The sequence below is a fragment of the Gordoniibacillus kamchatkensis genome, from assembly GCF_000829455.1.
Lineage (GTDB): Bacteria > Bacillota > Bacilli > Paenibacillales > NBRC-103111 > Gordoniibacillus > Gordoniibacillus kamchatkensis.
The window spans coordinates 76,173-95,440 of sequence record NZ_JXAK01000004.1; the positions used below are offsets into that span (position 1 = coordinate 76,173).

The window sequence follows — 19,268 nt, forward strand, 5'->3', positions numbered from 1 at the left end:
CAATATATTCATTCTTTAATGGCGCCGAGTGTGACGCCCTGCACGAAATATCGTTGAAAGAACGGGTAAATAATCATGACCGGGATGGCGGAAACCATAATCGTCGCCATCTTGATGGATTGCCCCAGTAAAAACGGACTATCTCCTCCGGATTGAAACGCAGCTTCGTTCTCCATCAACATCGATCTTAGAAACAACTGCAACGGCCAAAGCTGTTTGTCGGTCACATACATGACCGCCATGAAAAACTCGTTCCACCTGGATACCGCATAAAATAGCGCAATCGTCGCGATGGCCGGCATCGAAAGCGGAATGACGATCTTCAGCAAAATGCCGAAATCGTGGCAGCCGTCGATTTTCGCGGATTCCTCCAGACTCTCCGGAATCGATAGAAAGAAGCTGCGCATCAAGATCAGATTATACGTTTGAATAGCCGCCGGAATCATCATGGCCCACACCGTATTGAGCATGCCGAGCTGCTTGACAACCAGAAAGTTTGGAATGATGCCGCCGCCGAACATCATCGTGAATACGATGGTGAACATGATTACCCGACTGCCGGGAAGCTCTTTTTTGGAAAGCGCGTACGCGGCAAGAATCGTGGCGAACATGCTGATCGCCGTTCCGATCACGGTGACGAGAACGCTGATTTTGTACGAGCTCCAAAGCTGTTCAAGCTGCAGCAAATATTGATAAGCTTCGAACGTAACCGTTTTGGGAAAAAGATGCAAACCCGCCGAAATTCCTTCTTTCATCGGGGTAATGGAAACGATCAAGGAGTCCCAAAAAGGATATAAGGTAACAAGCGCGGTCAAGGCCAGAAATAAATAGTTCAAGACATCGAACAACTTGCTGCCGAATCCGGAATGAGCCATACGTAACCTCCTAAAGAAGCCGCTCTAATAGATCCCATTTTCCCCCATCATGCGGGAAAGGCGATTGGCAATGACGAGCAGCACGAAGTTGATCGCCGATTTGAACAATCCGACTGCAGCCGCCAGGCTGAAGCGCCCGTCCGTTAAGCCGATGCGGTACACATAGGTATCGATGATGTCCGCCACGTTGTAAACGCCCGGGTGATACAGCACGAATATTTGCTCGAACCCTGCTTCCATCAAGCTGCCGATGCGAAGGATGAGCAAAATGACGATCGTAGCGCGAATGGACGGCAAGGTGATGTGCCATATTCGACGCCATCTGCTTGCGCCGTCCATCAACGCAGCTTCGTAGAGCTGCGGATTGACGCCTGCGAGCGCTGCCATATAAATGATCGTATTCCAACCGAACTCCTTCCAGATCATCGACCAGACAAGCGTGCCGCGAAAATAGCGATCGTCCGTCAAAAAGCCGACGGGTTCGCCGCCCAGCGAACGAATTGCGCCGTTTACGACGCCGCCGTCCGCTGAAAGCAGGTTGATCAGCAATCCGCCCATAATGACCCAAGAAATAAAATGGGGCAAGTACACGATCGTCTGAACCGTCTTCTTGAACAGAAGCTTTCTGGCTTCATTCATCAAAATCGCCATAATAAGCGGAAAAGGGAACCCGAAAACGAGCCGGTACACGCTGATGACGATGGTGTTCCAAAAGACGTGCCAAAACTTGTCCAAGCCGAATAAATATTCGAAATTTTTGAAGCCTGCCCATGGGCTGCCCATTATCCCTTTCGTAATGCTGAACTGCTTAAAAGCGATTAAAGCGCCGTACATCGGATAGTAATGAAAAATGCCGTAGTACAATATCGCGGGCAAAAGCATGATGTACAAATAACGGCTTCTCGCAACGCGTTTCCACAGCGTCCGCCTTGCAACCACTGCACGGGCGTCTGCCGCAGCCGCTGGCACAGACATAAAATATCCTCCCCCTTGTGAAAGTCGGCTCTTATTTGAAAGCACTTTCATCATACGGAAGGGGGGAGGAGCGCTCAAGATTCAATTGGTGTAAACGGTTTCGATTATTGTGATTACCAGGTATCAATTGATCGGAAACGTATCGTTTGTTCAGCTTTCGTCGTTCAGACGCTGCAGCAGACCGCGGCTCCGATACTCGGTCGGAGTGAGGCCGGTATATTTTTTGAACGTCCGAATGAGATTTTGCTTCTGTCCGAAGCCGGTGAGTCCGGCAATCTCGACGATCGGCTTGTCGGATTCCAGCAGCAGGCGGCATGCTTCCTTGAAGCGAATTTCCGTCAAGAAGTCGATGAACGTTTGGCCTGTGATTTCCTTGAAGACTTTGGATAAATAATGGCTGTTCATAAAAGCTAAATCAGCGAGTGTCTGAAGGCCGATCGGTTCGTGGTAATGCTCGCGAATGTAGGAAATCAATTTGGCAATGACTTCGGCGTTTTTATGTTCCCGTTTGTTCTGCAACTCGTCAGCCATTCCCATCAGCACACGGTCCAACCAATTGCGGATTTCCTGCAAATTGCGCAGCTTGGAAAATTCCGCGTACCAGCGGCTTCCTTCTTCATCCGCATCGCCGTCACGCTGCACCAGCTCCACCTTCATGGCGACCAGGCCATTCAAGAGATGCATCAATATCATATGCTTGTACGAAAAACCGAAATGCGCATCGCCCTCAAGCTGATCGATAATTTGATCCTTCGTCTTAACCGACTTGTCCAGACCGCCCGACTTCAGTTCGCCGATCAATTTATCGACCAGCTGGCGATAGGCGATAAACCGGTTCCGGTTGGCGCGGTTAACCTGCATATCGTGAATCGATAAGATGCTGCTCTTGCCGGCAATCTGCTCGTACAAGAGCGCTTCTGTCGCCTCGTTATAGGAAAGCGAAATCTCGGACAGCTTTTTGTATCTGCCGCCTATGCCGACGGTAATCAGCACATTCTTTAGCTGCTCGGACACGGCGGAGATCATCTGGAACGCCAATTCCTTCGCTTTTTCCAGCGCTTGCTCGTGGCTTGCCCATTGTCCGGCATTGAGAATCATTACGTCATGCCGGTGAAACTGGCTGATGTAGACCCCTTTGCCGAATAAAGCCAGCTTGTCTTCGCATATGGTGCGAATTTGAAAATGGATCAGATTGCGTACTTGCTCCTCGTTCTCCGGCATTAAAGCAGTGTCGTAATGGATGCGCAGCACCAACACGATAAAATGCTGCGGCTCCAAATTCAGCCGGTAGTACTCGAGGTGGCGCAGCATTTCGGCTTCGTCCTTCGCTTTGCCGGACAGCAGATTGACGAGCATATGGTCCTGCAAAATCAGTTCCTGCTCAAGAAACTTGGCTTTGACTTCTTCATTTTCATAGAAGAGGTGATCGATAGATTCGCGGATAAAGCCGAATTCGTCCCGGGTCCGTGCGCTTGCCGGCGGCTCGTCCATATTGGAGGCGAGGTACTGCACCATTTTTTTGACCGGCTGATAATATTTTCTCGAGACGAGCGTCATCAGCAGCACGCCGACGGCCAAGCCGATGAGAGAAATAAGCAGTGTAATGCGGATCACTTCTTTAGACCGTTTAAACACCTCGTCGTACGGATTCAAAGTCAAGTAAATCCACCCGTTCATGGGAGAGGCCCGGTAAGACACCAATGTTTGTACGCCGGCTACATCCTTGACGAAATAGCCTTCTTTTCCTTGTTGGATCCGTTTGATGTCGGCCTCGCCAAGCCGCGTTGGCAACGCGTTCTTGTCTTTATAGGAGAGCACTTCTCCATCGGAGTTTAATATCGCGACGTTTCCCAGCTTGCGCTCGTTCGTATTGACGACGGCATTGTACAGCACATTCTCTTTCAGATTGATCACGAGGACGCCTTTTTTCTGCGCATTCTGGATCGGTACGCTGAAGTAGAAGGAGATAACGTCATCGCTCGCTCCGCCCGATGTCGTTAAGCTGCTGGCGTCCCAAGCCGATGTATTGCGGTTCTGAAGAAACTTCTGCAGGCCTTCCTTATAAGCAAAATTGTCAAAATCGTAAATGCCGGAGCTTGAGATCAGTTTACGGTTGACGGCGCTGAATAAATAGATCGAATGAATATAGTTCGAGGAATTGATCCGGTCGTTGAACAGATCGCTTGTGCTGAGCAGAAAGTGGTATTCGTCCTCCAAATTCCATTCCAGCCAGACGGCTTTCTGCACGTTGCTGTTCAGCGCGATCGAACTGGCTAGCTGCTGCACCTCGCCAAGCGCTTGCTCGACGATTTTTCTGGTCTGCGTGAGGAGCTCCGCATTCGTAGCAAGCACCTCATCTTTGAGCATTGAATTCGTATAACGATACATCATGATACCAACCATGAACGTTATCAAGACCACCGCAATCGTTAGTTGCAGCAGCAAGCGAATGAAGACGGTCCGCTTCATCGTCGAATGCAAACCCCTCTCATCGAGACAAATCTTTCTCATATCATAGCAAATATCGGCAAATAGCTGCACAGAAATTTCGGATTAAACTGAGAGGGGACCGTGCGGTTTCTCTCTGTTTTTCAATTTCAGCCCCGATCGATAAGGTATAATAAATAGTACGTTGAAACGAAATAAGGGTGATGGCATCATGTCGGAAAACGATATTTTTCATGCGCTTCGATTAAATTATCTTTATGCGGAAAGGTACAGCTTCCCCAAAGAATGGAATTATTACGAGTCCATTATTCCTTATTCCATGATCCGTTATATTGAAAAGGGCAATGCCAAATTCATCATCGACGATACGACCTATCATTTAGGCAAAGATGATATTGTATACATTCCTCAAGGTAGCACGCTGTTTTGCGAAGCGCTGACAGACGATTTTACTTTCATGAGCATTCGTTTCACCGCAACGCTTGCGCTTATCGATAGTGAGATTTGGTCGGAATTATTTGGGTTTGATACGAAGGTGAAATGTACGGAGCCTCAAATCAAATCGCATTTCCAATCCATTATTCGGGAGAAGGATTCGACGAACAGAGGAAAGCATTATACGCTCAGGGGATACCTGGAGTTAATCGTAGGCCATTTAATCAGCTCTTCCGAGGCGTTCACGGTAAGATCGGATAAACCGCGAAAAGTAAAGTTCGATAATAAAACCGACAGCCGGGTCGAAGTGGTTTTGGCCTATATGCTGGACAACTATAAGGAAAATATCAGCATCGAGAAAATGGGCCGGATGGTCAATGTAAGCGCATCTTCGTTGCGCCGGCTATTTAAGCAACATACCGGCAAATCGCCGAGCGATTATTTGATTGAATTGAGAATGGTCGTTGCCGCCAAAAAAATATTGGAAACGGATGAGCGAATATCGGATATCGCGTATCAGGTCGGGATTGAAGATCCGAATTACTTCTCGCGCGTGTTTAGAAAACATTTTGGAGTTACGCCATTTTCTTACAGGCAGCTGGCAAGAGAATAGCCGGCTGTTTTATTTTGGCATGAGCGATTTGTGCTAATATTGGATGGTTTACTATGTTCAAATGTCCATTTCTCTTCGCTATCATAAATGGTGTAAAAGATTGCGAGCGGTCTTTCGGACGGATCGGTTAAATAAAAAATGAAGCAACCATCGGGAGGAGTTACGCATGAATACGATTCATTATGCTGTTGTAGGTACGGGGTACTTCGGCGCCGGGCTGGCGAGGCTGATGAATCAGCTGGAAGGCGCCAGAGTTGTAGCGGTTTATGACCCGATGCACGCGGAGCCGATAGCAAAAGAGCTGCAATGCGATGCCGAGAAAGACATTGAATCTTTATGCAGCAGGAAGGATGTCCATGCGGTTATCGTAGCCTCCCCTAACGGGTTCCATAAAGAGCCTGTCATGCGTGCCGCCGCTCACGGCAAGCACGTGTTTTGCGAAAAGCCGATTGCGTTGTCTTATGATGACTGCAACGAAATGATTGCGGCCACGAAGGAGAAGGGGCTTATTTTCATGGCCGGTCACGTAATGAATTTTATGAACGGGGTCCGGACGGTCAAAAGGCTGATTAACGAGGGGCGAATCGGGGACATCCTGTTCTGCCATGCGGAACGCAACGGCTGGGAGGAAGCTCAGAGCGAGGTCAGTTGGAAAAAGAAGCGGGAGCTCTCAGGCGGACATCTGTATCACCATATTCACGAGCTTGATTTTATCCAGTTTCTGATGGGACCGGCGAAAAGAGTCTGCATGGCAGGGGGGAACGTTGCCCATCAAGGGGCCGGGTTCGGTGACGAGGAAGATATGTTATTCATTACGCTGGAATTCGAACATAATCGGTATGCGACCTTGCAGTACGGCTCCGCTTTTCGCTGGAGCGACCATTTTGTCAAAATTCAAGGCAGCAAAGGCGCAATTCTTATCGATTTGCAGGATGTTAAAGTCGTATTGAAAACTCCCGAAGGGGAAGAGAGGTTTCTTCTGCACGAATCCAAAGAAGAGGATGAAGACCGTACCCGCATCTATAAAGGGCTGGAAACGGATGGGGCGATCATGTACGGCAAGCCTAACCTGGCGCCGCCGTTATGGCTCCACAGCATTATGAAAAAGGAGATGATGTATTTCAATAGCATTATGCAGGGGGCCGAACCCGACCAGGAGTTCAAGCCTTTGCTTGACGGAACCGCAGCACGAGCTTCAATCGCTACGGCGGACGCTTTAACGCTATCACTGAAAGAAGACCGGAAGGTCAGTGTGGACGAAATTACCCGGAAAAAGGCGGTATCCTCATGATCTGGGATAAAATCGCCAACCTTGGCCGCTACTCCTTCGAGCATCCCGGACTGGCGGCCGCCGTTCAAGACATGGTGTCCAATCTGCACGGGGAGGCCGCAGAAGCCGCAAGATTCGTAAAGAATAAAATGAAGTTCGACACGGTTGCCAAAGCGGAGAAAAGATTCGAAGGCCACCGCAAATATGCCGATATTCACGTCGTTCTGGAAGGAAAAGAGTACGTTGAGGTAAGCCATACCGATTATTTGAGCGGCCGGACGGATTACGACGAGGCAAACGATATTTATTTCGGCGATGTGACATCGGATCTGAAGTTCAGCGGTTATTTGGACAGCGGCAGCTTTCTGATCTGTTTTCCCGAAGATACGCACCTGGTCGGGGCGCATGTGGACACAGAAGTTGAAGTCACGAAAATGGTTTATAAAGTTGCGCTGTAGTCCCGTACAATCGGGCGCGAGCGGCGAGAAGAAACTATGCCGGGGAGGCAGTTCGCATGAAATCTTACCATTTGGATCGATTCAAAGGCATCACCATCGCCATGTACTCCTGCTATGACGAGCAAGGAAATGTGAGCCCGGAAGCGGCGCGAAGGCTGGCCCGGCATTACGCCGACGTCGGAGTGAGCGGGTTATACGTAGGCGGCAGCTCCGGGGAAGGCATGCTGCAGTCCGCTTCGGAGCGCAAGTTGACGCTGGAGGCGGCTGTGCAGGAGGTTGGCCGGGAGCTGACCGTCATCGCGCATGTCGGTGCGCCGTCGACCCGCGAGAGCATCGAGCTGGCGAAGCACGCCGAGGAAGTTGGCGCCCATGCGGTCTCCGCCGTACCGGCCATCTATTACCGCTTGTCCCCGCAAAGCGTGGAACGGCATTGGCAGGCGATTATCGACAGCACCTCGCTGCCGTTCATCATTTACCATATTCCGCAAACGACGGGCTTCCAGCTATCGAAGAGTTTGCTCGTGAAGATGGCGGCACAGGACAAAGTCATTGGCGTCAAAATATCGGCGGAGAGCACGTTCGAGCTGCAGCAGTTCAAAGCGGCGGGCGGAGACGATTTCCTCGTCCTGAACGGGCCCGACGAGCAGTATTTGGCGGGCCGCAGCATCGGTGCGGACGGGGGCATCGGCGGGACGTACGGAGTCATGCCCGAACTGTTTATGCAAATCGAGCGATGTTTTGCGGAAGGTAAGCTGGAGGAAGCGCGAAAGTGGCAATTCACTGTGAACGAGATCATTACAGAGCTGCTGTCGTTCCCGTCGCTGTACGGCGCCTGCAAGGCGATTCTGAAACTGCGCGGGCTGGACATCGGCGAGCCGCGAATGCCGCTGCTGCCGGTGGCGGAGACAGATATGGAGCGCGTTCGGGCGCTTAATGAGAAAATACTGCATTATATCGCCCAAGTGTGAATCGGGGAGGGATCTGGGATGGCGAAAGCAAGCGGCCTGTTCTCGCGCAAGGGCTGATCGTATCGTGCCAGGCGTTGGAGCACGAGCCGCTGCATGGCGGCGATACGATGGCCAAAATGGCGAAAGCGGCGGTGAGTTCCGGCGCCATCGGCATTCGCACGAACGGTGTGTTCGATATCCGAGCCATCAAACAAACCGTGCCGGTGCCGGTGATCGGACTCATCAAGCGGGACATTGCGGGGTCGGACATTTTCATTACGCCGACGCTGGAGGAAGTGCAAGCGATTGTGGCTGCGGGAGCGGATGTCGTGGCGCTCGATATGACGGACCGGGAGGGCCGCCCGGAACAGGCAGCGACGCTCATCGACTATGCGCACCGCCACGGCGCGGCAGTAATGGCCGATATTTCCACGTATGAGGAAGGGCTTGCCGCGGAGCGGCTCGGAGCCGATTTCATCGGGACGACGCTGTCCGGATATACGCCGTACAGTCCGCAGCAGGAGGAGCCGGACCTCGAGCTTGTTCGGCGGCTTAGCGAAGCGGTGCGGATTCCGGTGGTGGCGGAGGGAAGAATCTGGACGCCGGAGGACGCTATCAAGGCGATGCAAGCTGGCGCTTCTTACGTCGTTGTCGGCAGCGCGATTACGCGGCCGCAGTTAATTACAGCGCGTTACACTCAGGCGCTAAGCAAATGGAACGAATTCCATGCGCAGGAGACGGGGGCATGAGAGCGGAAATATGGGACTCCGAGTCGCCCTATGCGATAGGGGTGGACGTCGGGGGGACGAAGATTAACGCAGGTATCGTGACGGCTGTTGGAGAAGTGCTGCAGACGTTCAGCCTCAGTACGCTTGCCGGCCAAGAGGATACGGCAGATCGCGTGCAGGAGGCGATCGCGGGGTTGCTGGCGGAGGCACGGCGAGAGCGGCCGAACCTCTGCTATAAAGGCATCGGAATAGGCAGCGCTGGCCAGATCGACTGGGTGGAGGGAAGCATCCGGCATGCTACGGGGCTTCTTCCCGGCTACAGCGGCACGAAGCTGAAGCGGCTGCTGGAAGAGCGTTTCCGGCTGCCGGTCAGGGTGGACAACGACGTCAACGTGCTGGCGTTGACGGAGAAGCTGCTCGGTGCGGGTCGAGGCGTGCGCAACCTGATTTGCATTGCTATTGGGACAGGCGTAGGCGGAGCGATCGTAACGGACGGTCGGCTCGTGCACGGTGCCTGGGGAGGGGCCGGCGAGCTTGGGCACATGACGGTCGACTTTCGGGGCGAGCCGTGCATATGCGGCGGCAGAGGATGTCTGGAGCAATACGCGTCCGGAACAAGCATCGCCCGGCGGATGCGGGAGCGGCTCGCGACGTGCGGAAGGTCCGAAGAGCGGCCGGATGCGCGCGAGGCGTTCGCCCGCTGGCAAGCAGGCGACTCGATCGCAGCGGACGTAATGAATGAAATGGTCGCCGCATTGGGCGCAGCCGTCGCCTCGCTGATCCATATGTTCAATCCGGAGCTTATCGTCATCGGCGGCGGGGTAGCGGAGGCAGGTGAAGCGCTGCTGATGCGGCTGCACGAGGAGGTGCGGCGCCGGTCAATGCCATCGCTTGCGGAGGGAGTCCGGATCCAGGCGGCGTACCGCGGCAATTGGAGCGGCACGATCGGCGCGGCGCTGCAGGTTTGGGAATATGCAGATTTGGAATAACGCAATTGTTGGCAAAAGGGAGGCGCATGCTTATGCGGCCTCTTTTGCTGCATAGAAAAGCGGACAAGGGGGGAGGTAACGCATGTATAAAGTGCTGGTAGTGGATGACGAAAAGAACATTAGAGAGCGGCTTGTATCCTCGATTCCGTGGAACGAAGCCGGATTTCGAGTAACCGGCGCCGCAGCGGACGGGCTGGAAGCGCTCGAACTGATGGAGCGGGACGTTCCCCACGTCGTTATGACGGATATTCTCATGCCGGAAATGAACGGAATCGAGCTTGCGAAATCGATACAAGCCCGATATCCCCGCACGAAGGTACTCATTCTTTCGGCTTATGACGATTTCAAATACGCCCAGGATGCGATACGATTCGGGGTCAAAGGCTATTTGTTAAAGCCGCTGATGAAACAAGAGTTAGTTGCCTTGCTGCATGGCCTCGCTCTAGAGCTTAAGAAAGACGAAGAATTGTACACCGAACGGAAGACGGGTGCGCTTGCGCAAGAAGAAACGATGCTGATCGACCTTGTAAAGGGAGAAAATGCGGAATGCTATGACGAGCCGTGGCTCTACGACAATATGCGAATCATCGTGTGCTCGTTCGAAAAACGGTTTGAGAAAGATCTGGGCTTGTCCATCCGCCACTTTATTACGGAAATCTCGAGGCAATTTTGGAAGGAAAGCCATATCCCGATTTTATTTTACGGCAACCATCTGGTATTGTTCGCACACGATCCAAGACCGATCAGCAAATACGATCTGAAGAACAGATTGGAGCAATTTTCCGACTGCGTGAAACAATCCGTAATGTCCGGCTTCGGCAAGGAATGCAGCTTATCGATCGGCATCGGCAATATGGTGCAGGGACCGGAGCATATCAACACATCGTACAACCAAGCGATCTATTCCTGCAGCTACACATTTTTCGATGAACGTCTTTCCATTATTTTTTACCAAGATTTATCCGCACACTATGCAGACGAAAGCGGCAGAGAACGAACGAATGAACAGCTGGCCGAAATCACGGATCGTTTAACTCAAGCCGTCTTATCGCAGCACATAAATGAAACCGCTTCCGTTTTGCGCGATTTTTTTGATACGTTGGAGCAGGCCAAGGGGTTAAGCTTGGGAGAGGTCCGAATCGTCTTTTCGGAAATTGTCTTGTCGCTGCTGCTGAAGGCTAAGGAAAAAGGGATATCGCTGCCCGCGTTGGACAAGAAGCAGGCGCTGGAGCAAATATATGCCGCCCAATCGCTCGCTGTTCTGAAAAGCTGGCTGAAGCGAACGGTAGACGACTTGCTGCGCAGCGCTGAAGAGGAGCGGGACGGAAACCGGTATGTGATTCTTGCCAAACAACACGTTCTGGGCCGCTATTCCGAAAAAATCACTTTGGAGGATATGGCCCGGCAATTGTATATCCATCCGGCTTATTTCAGCTCCATATTTAAAAAAGAAACCGGGCAAAACTTTATCGATTACGTCAATGAAGTCAGGGTCCGGAAGGCCGCGGAACTGCTCCGGAACAAGGATTGCCGAATCAAGGACATTTCCGCGATAGTGGGGTTTCAGAACCATTCCTACTTCGTTAAAGTTTTTAAGAAAGTAATAGGCAGGAATCCTTTGGGATACCGGTCAAACGACAACTAATGCCATCGCGGGAGGCTTGTTATGGTTCCGAGTGTGAATCGGATACGGAGGATTTCGTTTCGAAATTTCCTTATGTTGTTTTCCTTGGGGGCTATGCTCGTTTTATTGCTGCTGTTAAGCAGTATTTTATTTTTCAAGATCAAACATTTTATCGAAGAGAAAAAGCAGTTTATCGTCAGCACCAGAATGAATCAAATTTCGTTCGAAATCAATACAAGCTTCAGCAACGTGTATTTTCTGCTTAGCAATTTGAAGACGAACGAACGGCTGCTGGGCTATATCCAAAGCTTGAGGAGCGGCGATACGAATACGGTCGACAAGTACCGGCTGGCGGTCGATTTCGAAAAATATTTGTATAACGTCAGACAGGAGAACGCGTTCATCGATAACGTCCTGGTCGTTACTCCGCAAAGCCAGTTCAGCTCCGACCATAAATATTTGGACTTCAATCTGAACGGCATCCGGGTGCGAAGCGAGCTCGAGAAGGAATCCAATTTCATCCCTCTCGGGAAAGCGCAGGAGCGCATCGTATTGCCAAGCGAACCTGATCCGGGCAAGGGAGCGGCGAATGCGAGCAAAGAACTGGACCAGCATATGTTTTTTGCTGCAAATATCACCGGCGACGGCGGTGCGGTTGAGGGAGTAATCCTGATCTTGCTCGACCCGAATTATTTCAAAGACAAGATCCCCTACAACGAAAACATCACGCTATTCGATGCGAATCGCCACTTGATTTTTAGCGGAGCGCCAGCCGGCCGGCAACTAAAGGGATTGGAAGTTCATGAAGCGACCGTTCCGTTTAACAATTTCCGGTTGGTCTATGTGGATCGGTTGGATTTTTATCACGAGCAGCTTATCCTTATGATCCGTTTGACGATTCTCACCGTCTTGCTGGCCATCGTGGTTTCCTTTATTTCCTCACGAATGATTTCGAACAAGGTGCTCTATCCCATTTATAAGCTGATCAAGTTGTTTCAATCCTACGATTTTGCCAGAGAGAAATTGAATTATTATAAGGAACTGCACGCCCACCGAAAACAATTTAATCTCAGAGACCGGCTTTTGTTTTATTTTATAACGACGATATTGCTGCCGCTTCTCGTTTATATGGCCGTTTTTTATTGGCAATCGTCCAAAATTGCCGCCGACGATTTGAAGCAGGGCTACTACTCTTTGTTTGAAAAAACGAACAGTCTGTTGGAACACGACATCAATCAGATCGAGGTACTCATTGCCCGCATTTCGCTCGACAAGACGGTTCAGGACAATCTCTTGGCAAACGATTCGGCCAAGCTGGAAAAACAACTGCTCAGCGAGAACCATTTCCTGGGGCTCAACCGCAATACGATCAGCATTTACGATCGTTCGGGTACGCTTATGTTTTCCAATCGGTCGAAGCAAGCCGGGGAAATAGGCCCAGAATTTTACAATAAAATGAAATCGTCGGGCAGGGTAATCCGTTACAGCTTGTCAAAAGATGATCTCGGCAACGCTATTATCGTTCTTGGGATGCCGATCATTCCGCTGGACAAGTATCCGGAGGTTGCGGGGTATGTAACAATCGAGTTGGACAGCGGCTATTTTTCCAATCTATATGCCGAGTTCAAGCAGAACGGCAGCGAGGCGTTTATCGCTGATATGGACAATCGAATCGTATCGCACCCCATAGTCGGCCAAATCGGAAAGGCGTTGGATTTCCCAATCCCCGATGGAGATTTGCAGCAGGGCGGACCCTATGGGGGATATTGGGTATCCGCGAAGAAAATAGCCGGGGTGCCATGGAAATTCGTATCCAGGTACAATTATTCGGATGTGAAGCAGCAGGTCGCAGGTTTGTTTTTGAACGATTCGTATCTCGTCTTTCTTATCTTTCTTCTGATGCTTCTATTTGCCTACTACATGTCGCAGCGTATGCTGAAACCGCTGGGCAAGCTGAACTTCATGTTAAACGAGTACGAGCTTGGGGATGGCCAACGGATGATCGCGGATCATATGTCGGGCATAGACGAAGTGGACTTGCTCGGCCGCAATTTTAATCAAATGATCCGCAGAATCGATGAGCTCGTTCATGAAACGATTGTCGCCGGCCAAGAACGGATCAAGCTGGAATACGAAAAGAAAGAAAGCCAAATGATCGCCTTGCAATCGCAAATCAATCCGCATTTTCTATACAATACGCTGGACAATCTTATCTACTTGGTTGAGATGAAGGAAGTAGACAAAGCAGTCGATATGATCAGTTCGCTAAGCAGGCTGTTCCGTTATGTTACGAATCGGGAGCAGACGATCCGGATGCGGGACGAAATCATGTACGCGAAAACGTACGCAGGCATCATGTCTCATCGATACGATAATTTTCATTGTGTGTGGCAGATCGATGAGGCAGTGCTGGAATGCAGCACGATGAAGCTGATCTTGCAACCGGTTATCGAGAATGCTATTCATCATGGGGCAAGGAGAACAAGGAAGCATGTGACCATCGAAATTGGCTGTCTACTTCGAGGGGACCACATCGAGGTTGTCGTGAAGGATAATGCGACAGGAATGCCGGAGGAAGAATTATCGGAAGTCCGCGCCCGGCTGGCAGACCCGGAGATCAGAAAGGCGGGCATTTACAACGTGAATGCGCGCATCAAGCTGAATTTTGGCGAAGCGTACGGCCTGTACATCGACAGCAAGTACGGGGATGGAACGTCGGTTACTATTGTTTTGCCGGCGCATCCGTAGACGGAACGGCAACACATTAAGATTATGCTACAACATCTAAAGATCGTTTCACTTCCGGGCAGCCGCATTTTTTATAATGGGTGCGTAAGCGTTTTCCAAAACAAACGAAGGGAGTGAACGACTTTCCCATGGACGCCGTTCTTCAACGAGATCAGCAGCATCGTTCCAAACCGCGAAACGAAAACCTAATACGCGCCAAAAAAATGAAAACGCTGTACCTCATGATGCTGGTGCCGATGCTGCTGCTGTTTCTTTTTCATTATGTTCCGTTGTACGGCATCCTGGTTGCGTTCAAAAAATTTTCGCCTGGCCTCGGGATATGGAAAAGCGAATGGAACCATTTCGAGCATTTCAAAAGCCTATTTCACGATTTCCTGTTTATTCGGGCTTTGAAGAACACGCTCGTGATTAGCGTTTTGAAGCTGATCGTGGCTTTTCCGGCTCCAATCGTGCTGGCTGTGCTTTTGAATGAAGTCAGGCACGTCATGTTTAAAAAAGTAACGCAATCGATTTCCTACTTGCCGCATTTTATGTCTTGGGTCATTCTGGCTTCGATGGTGGGCGAGGTGCTTTCCCCGCAAAGGGGGATCATCAACTTTGTGATTCATTCGCTCGGGGGGACGCCGATCAACTTTTTGGCGGACAAAAACTTCTTCATTCCGGCCTTGATTGTGACGGATATTTGGAAAGAAATCGGTTGGGGGGCCATTATTTATTTGGCGGCGATTTCCTCGATCAATCCGGATCTATACGAAGCGGCAGATGTGGACGGAGCAGGCCGGTTTAAGAAAATGATCCATATCACCGTTCCGTCGCTCGTTCCGATGATCGTCATTTTGTTCATTTTAAGTCTGGGCAACATACTGAATGCGGGCTTCGATCAAATTTTGAACCTGTACAATCCGATGGTGTACGATGTCGCCGATATTATCGATACGTACGTATACCGCAAAGGCCTTGAGCAGTTCCAGCTCGATTACGCTACGGCTGTCGGATTGTTCAAAAACGTAGTTGGCGTCGTTTTGATCGTGGGTGCGAACGCGATTATTCGCAGACGAAGCGAGCACGGCATTTGGTAGAAACGGGGGGACAACAGCTGTGCGCAAAAAAAGCTTTCCTTTATTCGACACCTTGAACGTCACTTTCCTCAGCCTGTTTTCGCTGGCCGTCCTGTATCCGTTCTGGCAGACGCTCGTGCTCTCCTTCTCGGATGCAAATAACGCTTCGACACTCGGATTCCATCTTTGGCCCGACCAATGGGTGACGGATGCTTATCAGTTTGTGTTTACGTTTCAAAATATTATGGTTGCTTATTCCAACACCATCATAAGGACGGTTATCGGCACCGCGCTCATCGTTACGTGCACGCTTCTCACGGCTTATCCGCTATCCAAGAAGGATTTGCCGTACCGCAACTATTTCACGGCCTTTTTCCTGATCGCCATGTTTTTCTCCGGAGGACTTATTCCGAACTACTTGCTCATCAAAAGCCTGGGCCTGCTCGATAATCGTCTCGCGCTTATTTTGCCGGGGGCGGTCAACGTCTTCTCGATCATTATTATGCGCAACTATTTGATGACGATCGACAAGGGGCTCGAAGAGTCGGCGTTTATGGACGGAGCGGGCTATTTCAAAATTTTGACCAGCATCGTGATCCCGTTGTCCAAGCCGGTCATAGCGACGGTGGCGCTGTGGGCGGCGGTCGGCCATTGGAACGCATGGTTCGATGCGATGATTTACATCCGCGATCCGTCCAAGACGGTGCTGCAGATGGTCGTCAGGCAAATGATGGTCGCCCTCGATTTGTCGCAGACGCAGTTCGGCGGCGGCGGCATGTCGAATGCCAACTTGCTGCTCAGCAACGTGCGCGCGGCTACCGTCATGATTTCCATCGGCCCGATCATTCTCATTTATCCGTTCGCACAAAAGTATTTCATCAAAGGGATTATGATCGGTTCGTTAAAAGGATAAACAAGGGGAGGCATAATCCATATGCAGAAACGCTTCAATGTCTTATTGTCGGCCGCGCTCGCCGGGTCGCTAGTTCTAGCCATGGTTGGATGCAGCAGCGAGAGCAAGACCGGTACAGGCACGACCGGCTCCAAGTCCGAGAGCCAAAAGCAAGGAGATCAGCAGTCGGGGCTGCCGGCACCCGGAGATTTTTCCAAAAAGCTTGATTTGAAGCTTTCCGGCGCCTTCACAAGAGGGAAAATCGAAGACGGAAACTGGGTGCAAAAAAAGCTTGAAGAGAAGTACAATATCAAAATTTCCAACGTGAAGGTGGATACGTGGAACAAAGACCAGGTGCAGCTGATGATCGCCGCCGGCGATTTGCCGGATACGTTTGCCTTTAACGGCGGAACGCTGTCGGCGCTGGAATATTACGAAAACGGCCTGACAAGAACGATCCCGAAGGACATGCTGAAAAAATACGCGCCTCTTTACTCGAAAATGCTGGATGAAAATCCGCCCGGCTGGGAAATGAATGTGGCGCCGGGCAAAAAGGACGAATATTTGGCTCTCGTCGGGTATCAGGGGCATACCAAAAATTTAATTTGGGCTCCGACCTTCCGTCTCGATTGGCTCGAGAAGCTGGGGATCAAGCCGCCGGGCGACATGAAGCCTATCGGCACAAGCGGCGGCCTGGAACGGATCTACTTCACGGACAAAGCTTATACGCTGGAAGAAACCGAGAACATTTTGAAGGCGTTTACGTTTAACGATCCGGACGGCAACGGCAAGAACGATACGTACGGCATGCTTCCGTTCAATAATAATTTCTCGAACTGGGCGGCCACACTGCTCGGCGCCTACGGGGCAGCGAGCGGGTACAATCTGGAGGAGAACGGGAAGCTGGTAGCTGCCGAAATATCCCAGAAGTACAAAGACTTTTTGAAAATGATGGCAAGATGGAACAAAGAAGGCCTGCTCGATCCGGAGTGGACGACGATCGACGTGAACAAGAGCTGGGAGAAGTACAAGCTCGGGAAGACCGGTTATTATCCGGCGCAGCCCGCTTATGTCGGTATGGACGCTTGGACGAAAGGACGCGCTCCGGCGAACCTTGTGGAGAAGGATCCGGGCGTTAAATTGCTCGTGACCGCGCCGGAGATCGGCCCGAACGGGCAGCAAGGGGAAGGCGCCTTTACCCCGGTCAACCGGCTGGGCGACGCTTTCTACATTTCCAAAAAGGTGACGGATGAGCAGCTGGCGCGTATTCTGCAAATTTTCGACTATATTAACTTTGACGACGATTCCCGCTGGACTCTTTATGGAGAAATCGGCACTCATTCCACTTGGCAGGGAACTCCGGAAAAATCGGAAATTAAGGTCAAGCCGGAATATCCGGATATGGAAGGGAATATGGGCTTCTGGGCGTACAACTTCCGGTCGTACGATGACAAACGGGCGTCCTATCAGACATCCGAAGCGACTACGAAGCTCAAGACCGAATTTTTCGGCAGACCGGATGTGCTGCAGAAGATGGAGATCAGACCTTTTAGATACGATTTGATGAACCAAACGAAATCTGCCGAGCTGAACAAAAAATATAAAGGCCAATTGGACACGATCGTGAACGAGTTCCGGATGAAGGCCATCGTCGGGCAAATCGATATCGACAAAGAATGGGACAAATACGTGCAAAACTATTTGAACAGCGGCGGCAAAGAAATTTTGGCCGAACTGGAGAAAGCGCCGAAAGTTGCCGATCTGCTAAGCAAAAAATAACGATGGGATGTTGGTGCAGGCAATGAACAAAAGCGAAGCAATCGCGCTCTTTTCCCCCGGCTTGGCCGGATCGGCGGCCTATCGGATTCCTTCCATGATTACGACGGTCAATGGAACGATCATCGCCGGCATCGATGCGCGAATCAGCGATATGCGGGACAACCCGAACAAAATCAATACTGTTATTCGCCGCAGCGCCGACAACGGTCTAACGTGGAGCGATGTGCAGCAGCTTGTTGCGTATCCCGGCGAAGGGCTGGACGGGGCGGCGGCGATCGACACCGCTTTGCTGCAGGATGAGCAGACGGGCACGATCTGGATGCTGTTTTCGCATACCCCCGGCGGCATCGGCTTATGGTCGGCCGAAGAAGGAACAGGCTTTGACGCAAAGGGCAACAGGCTGCTGTATGACAGCTTCGGCGGTGTGTACAGCCTGCAACCGGACGGGCGCGTCACCGATGGCGAAGGGCGCGCAACCCCTTATATGGTTGATGGCGAGGGGAACGTCACTATCGAAGGAAACAGCAAAGGAAACATCTTCTTGAAAAAGGGCGCGCATCCCGAAGAAAGCTTGCTTGAAGCCCGAACCTCCTTTTTGCAAATCATCAAAAGCGACGACGACGGACGAACCTGGTCGAAGCCGATCGAATTGAATCCGATGGTGAAGGAAGCCTGGATGAAGTTTATCGGAGCCGGCCCGGGCAGAGGCATTCAGCTGAAACACGGCGCATTTCGCGGAAGGCTTGCGTTTCCGATCTATTTCTCGAACCGCAGTGGCAAAATGTCCTGCGCCGTCATCTACAGCGACGACCACGGAGCAACGTGGCGGAGAGGCGCATCCCCCAACGACGGCAGGATATTTGGCGGACAAACGGTCGATGCCGAGTCGCTGCAAGCGGATGGCGGTGATTTGACCGAATCGCAGCTGATCGAGCTGCCGGATGGCGAGCTTCGGGTCTATATGCGCAACCATGCCGGGCTGCAGCGAACCGCAGTCGCTGCAAGCAAGGATGGCGGTCAAACCTGGGGAGAAGTGGAATACGATCAGGAACTGATCGATCCCGTCTGCCAATCCAGCGTAATTGTTTATCCGCATATGGACGACGGGAAGACGAGAGTGCTGTTCGCCAATCCGGCGGATCCGGAAAAGCGCGTGAACGGCACGGTCAGGCTGAGCGAAGACGGCGGCCGCACATGGAAATACGCCAAGCAAATTTACGACGGCCCCTTCTCCTACTGCTGTTTGACGGTACTTTCGGATGGCGGCATTGCGCTGCTCTATGAATGTGATTTCAGCTTTTCGGAAAATAAACCGATTACGGTCGAGTTTACCAAGTTTTCGCTCGAGTGGCTTATGTCTGGCTGACATAAAATTGCGGGGCCGGGGATCCGATGGTCCCCGTCTTCTTTCTCACGGGAGGCGTTATCT

15 protein-coding genes are annotated in these 19,268 nt (G+C 51.4%); 12 read left to right on the plus strand and 3 right to left on the minus strand.

The window, feature by feature from the left end; all coding sequences use genetic code 11:
• Positions 1–8: 8 nt before the first annotated feature.
• From SD70_RS03595 to SD70_RS03605, 3 genes are all read right to left on the minus strand, one after another.
• Positions 9–875: a carbohydrate ABC transporter permease gene (locus tag SD70_RS03595; RefSeq protein ID WP_041045734.1), complete on the minus strand. Its 867-nt coding sequence runs from the start codon at positions 873–875 to the stop codon at positions 9–11.
• Between the two features lie 24 nt (positions 876–899).
• Positions 900–1,850, minus strand: a complete 951-nt coding sequence (locus SD70_RS03600) for an ABC transporter permease (protein WP_041045736.1) — start codon at positions 1,848–1,850, stop codon at positions 900–902.
• 150 nt (positions 1,851–2,000) lie between these two features.
• Positions 2,001–4,319 (minus strand): helix-turn-helix domain-containing protein, encoded by a 2,319-nt coding sequence (locus SD70_RS03605; RefSeq protein ID WP_041045738.1) that lies wholly within the window; start codon positions 4,317–4,319, stop codon positions 2,001–2,003.
• A gap of 190 nt (positions 4,320–4,509) precedes the next feature.
• Between SD70_RS03605 and SD70_RS03610 the strand changes: the two genes are divergently transcribed.
• From SD70_RS03610 to SD70_RS03665, 12 genes are all read left to right on the plus strand, one after another.
• Complete coding sequence (locus tag SD70_RS03610; protein ID WP_041045740.1) at positions 4,510–5,346, plus strand: AraC family transcriptional regulator; 837 nt, start codon at positions 4,510–4,512, stop codon at positions 5,344–5,346.
• A gap of 166 nt (positions 5,347–5,512) precedes the next feature.
• Positions 5,513–6,637 carry a Gfo/Idh/MocA family protein gene (locus SD70_RS03615; protein WP_041045742.1) on the plus strand — a complete coding sequence of 375 codons (1,125 nt, stop codon included), beginning with the start codon at positions 5,513–5,515 and terminating at the stop codon, positions 6,635–6,637.
• Positions 6,634–7,074 (plus strand): YhcH/YjgK/YiaL family protein, encoded by a 441-nt coding sequence (locus SD70_RS32810; protein WP_052487019.1) that lies wholly within the window; start codon positions 6,634–6,636, stop codon positions 7,072–7,074. The genes SD70_RS03615 and SD70_RS32810 overlap by 4 nt, the downstream gene beginning before the upstream one ends.
• A gap of 56 nt (positions 7,075–7,130) precedes the next feature.
• Positions 7,131–8,042, plus strand: coding sequence for a dihydrodipicolinate synthase family protein (locus tag SD70_RS03625; protein ID WP_041045744.1), 912 nt, complete (start codon positions 7,131–7,133; stop codon positions 8,040–8,042).
• Positions 8,039–8,770 carry an N-acetylmannosamine-6-phosphate 2-epimerase gene (locus SD70_RS03630; RefSeq protein WP_231571022.1) on the plus strand — a complete coding sequence of 244 codons (732 nt, stop codon included), beginning with the start codon at positions 8,039–8,041 and terminating at the stop codon, positions 8,768–8,770. The genes SD70_RS03625 and SD70_RS03630 overlap by 4 nt, the downstream gene beginning before the upstream one ends.
• On the plus strand, positions 8,767–9,738 hold the full coding sequence (locus SD70_RS03635; protein ID WP_052487020.1) for an ROK family protein: 972 nt from the start codon (positions 8,767–8,769) through the stop codon (positions 9,736–9,738). The genes SD70_RS03630 and SD70_RS03635 overlap by 4 nt, the downstream gene beginning before the upstream one ends.
• A gap of 82 nt (positions 9,739–9,820) precedes the next feature.
• Positions 9,821–11,383, plus strand: coding sequence for a response regulator (locus tag SD70_RS03640; RefSeq protein ID WP_041045746.1), 1,563 nt, complete (start codon positions 9,821–9,823; stop codon positions 11,381–11,383).
• 93 nt (positions 11,384–11,476) lie between these two features.
• Positions 11,477–14,110, plus strand: coding sequence for a sensor histidine kinase (locus SD70_RS03645; protein ID WP_197080928.1), 2,634 nt, complete (start codon positions 11,477–11,479; stop codon positions 14,108–14,110).
• Positions 14,111–14,313: 203 nt separating this feature from the next.
• A complete protein-coding gene (locus tag SD70_RS03650) occupies positions 14,314–15,189 on the plus strand; it encodes an ABC transporter permease (protein WP_231571023.1) in 876 nt (291 codons plus the stop codon).
• Between the two features lie 19 nt (positions 15,190–15,208).
• On the plus strand, positions 15,209–16,081 hold the full coding sequence (locus SD70_RS03655) for a carbohydrate ABC transporter permease (RefSeq protein WP_041045752.1): 873 nt from the start codon (positions 15,209–15,211) through the stop codon (positions 16,079–16,081).
• Between the two features lie 21 nt (positions 16,082–16,102).
• Positions 16,103–17,839, plus strand: a complete 1,737-nt coding sequence (locus tag SD70_RS03660) for an ABC transporter substrate-binding protein (protein ID WP_041045754.1) — start codon at positions 16,103–16,105, stop codon at positions 17,837–17,839.
• Positions 17,840–17,861: 22 nt separating this feature from the next.
• Positions 17,862–19,205, plus strand: coding sequence for a sialidase family protein (locus SD70_RS03665; RefSeq protein ID WP_052487021.1), 1,344 nt, complete (start codon positions 17,862–17,864; stop codon positions 19,203–19,205).
• Positions 19,206–19,268 lie beyond the last annotated feature (63 nt).

What these genes read in the sequence shown, in the direction of transcription:
- SD70_RS03595 (WP_041045734.1), bottom strand. Translation starts at nt 875, where the DNA reads ATGGCTCATTCCGGATTCGGCAGCAAGTTGTTCGATGTCTTGAACTAT.
- SD70_RS03615 (WP_041045742.1), top strand. Translation starts at nt 5,513, where the DNA reads ATGAATACGATTCATTATGCTGTTGTAGGTACGGGGTACTTCGGCGCC.
- SD70_RS32810 (WP_052487019.1), top strand. Translation starts at nt 6,634, where the DNA reads ATGATCTGGGATAAAATCGCCAACCTTGGCCGCTACTCCTTCGAGCAT.
- SD70_RS03660 (WP_041045754.1), top strand. Translation starts at nt 16,103, where the DNA reads ATGCAGAAACGCTTCAATGTCTTATTGTCGGCCGCGCTCGCCGGGTCG.
- SD70_RS03600 (WP_041045736.1), bottom strand. Translation starts at nt 1,850, where the DNA reads ATGTCTGTGCCAGCGGCTGCGGCAGACGCCCGTGCAGTGGTTGCAAGG.
- SD70_RS03625 (WP_041045744.1), top strand. Translation starts at nt 7,131, where the DNA reads ATGAAATCTTACCATTTGGATCGATTCAAAGGCATCACCATCGCCATG.
- SD70_RS03640 (WP_041045746.1), top strand. Translation starts at nt 9,821, where the DNA reads ATGTATAAAGTGCTGGTAGTGGATGACGAAAAGAACATTAGAGAGCGG.
- SD70_RS03605 (WP_041045738.1), bottom strand. Translation starts at nt 4,319, where the DNA reads ATGAAGCGGACCGTCTTCATTCGCTTGCTGCTGCAACTAACGATTGCG.
- SD70_RS03635 (WP_052487020.1), top strand. Translation starts at nt 8,767, where the DNA reads ATGAGAGCGGAAATATGGGACTCCGAGTCGCCCTATGCGATAGGGGTG.
- SD70_RS03650 (WP_231571023.1), top strand. Translation starts at nt 14,314, where the DNA reads ATGAAAACGCTGTACCTCATGATGCTGGTGCCGATGCTGCTGCTGTTT.
- SD70_RS03645 (WP_197080928.1), top strand. Translation starts at nt 11,477, where the DNA reads ATGCTCGTTTTATTGCTGCTGTTAAGCAGTATTTTATTTTTCAAGATC.
- SD70_RS03665 (WP_052487021.1), top strand. Translation starts at nt 17,862, where the DNA reads ATGAACAAAAGCGAAGCAATCGCGCTCTTTTCCCCCGGCTTGGCCGGA.
- SD70_RS03610 (WP_041045740.1), top strand. Translation starts at nt 4,510, where the DNA reads ATGTCGGAAAACGATATTTTTCATGCGCTTCGATTAAATTATCTTTAT.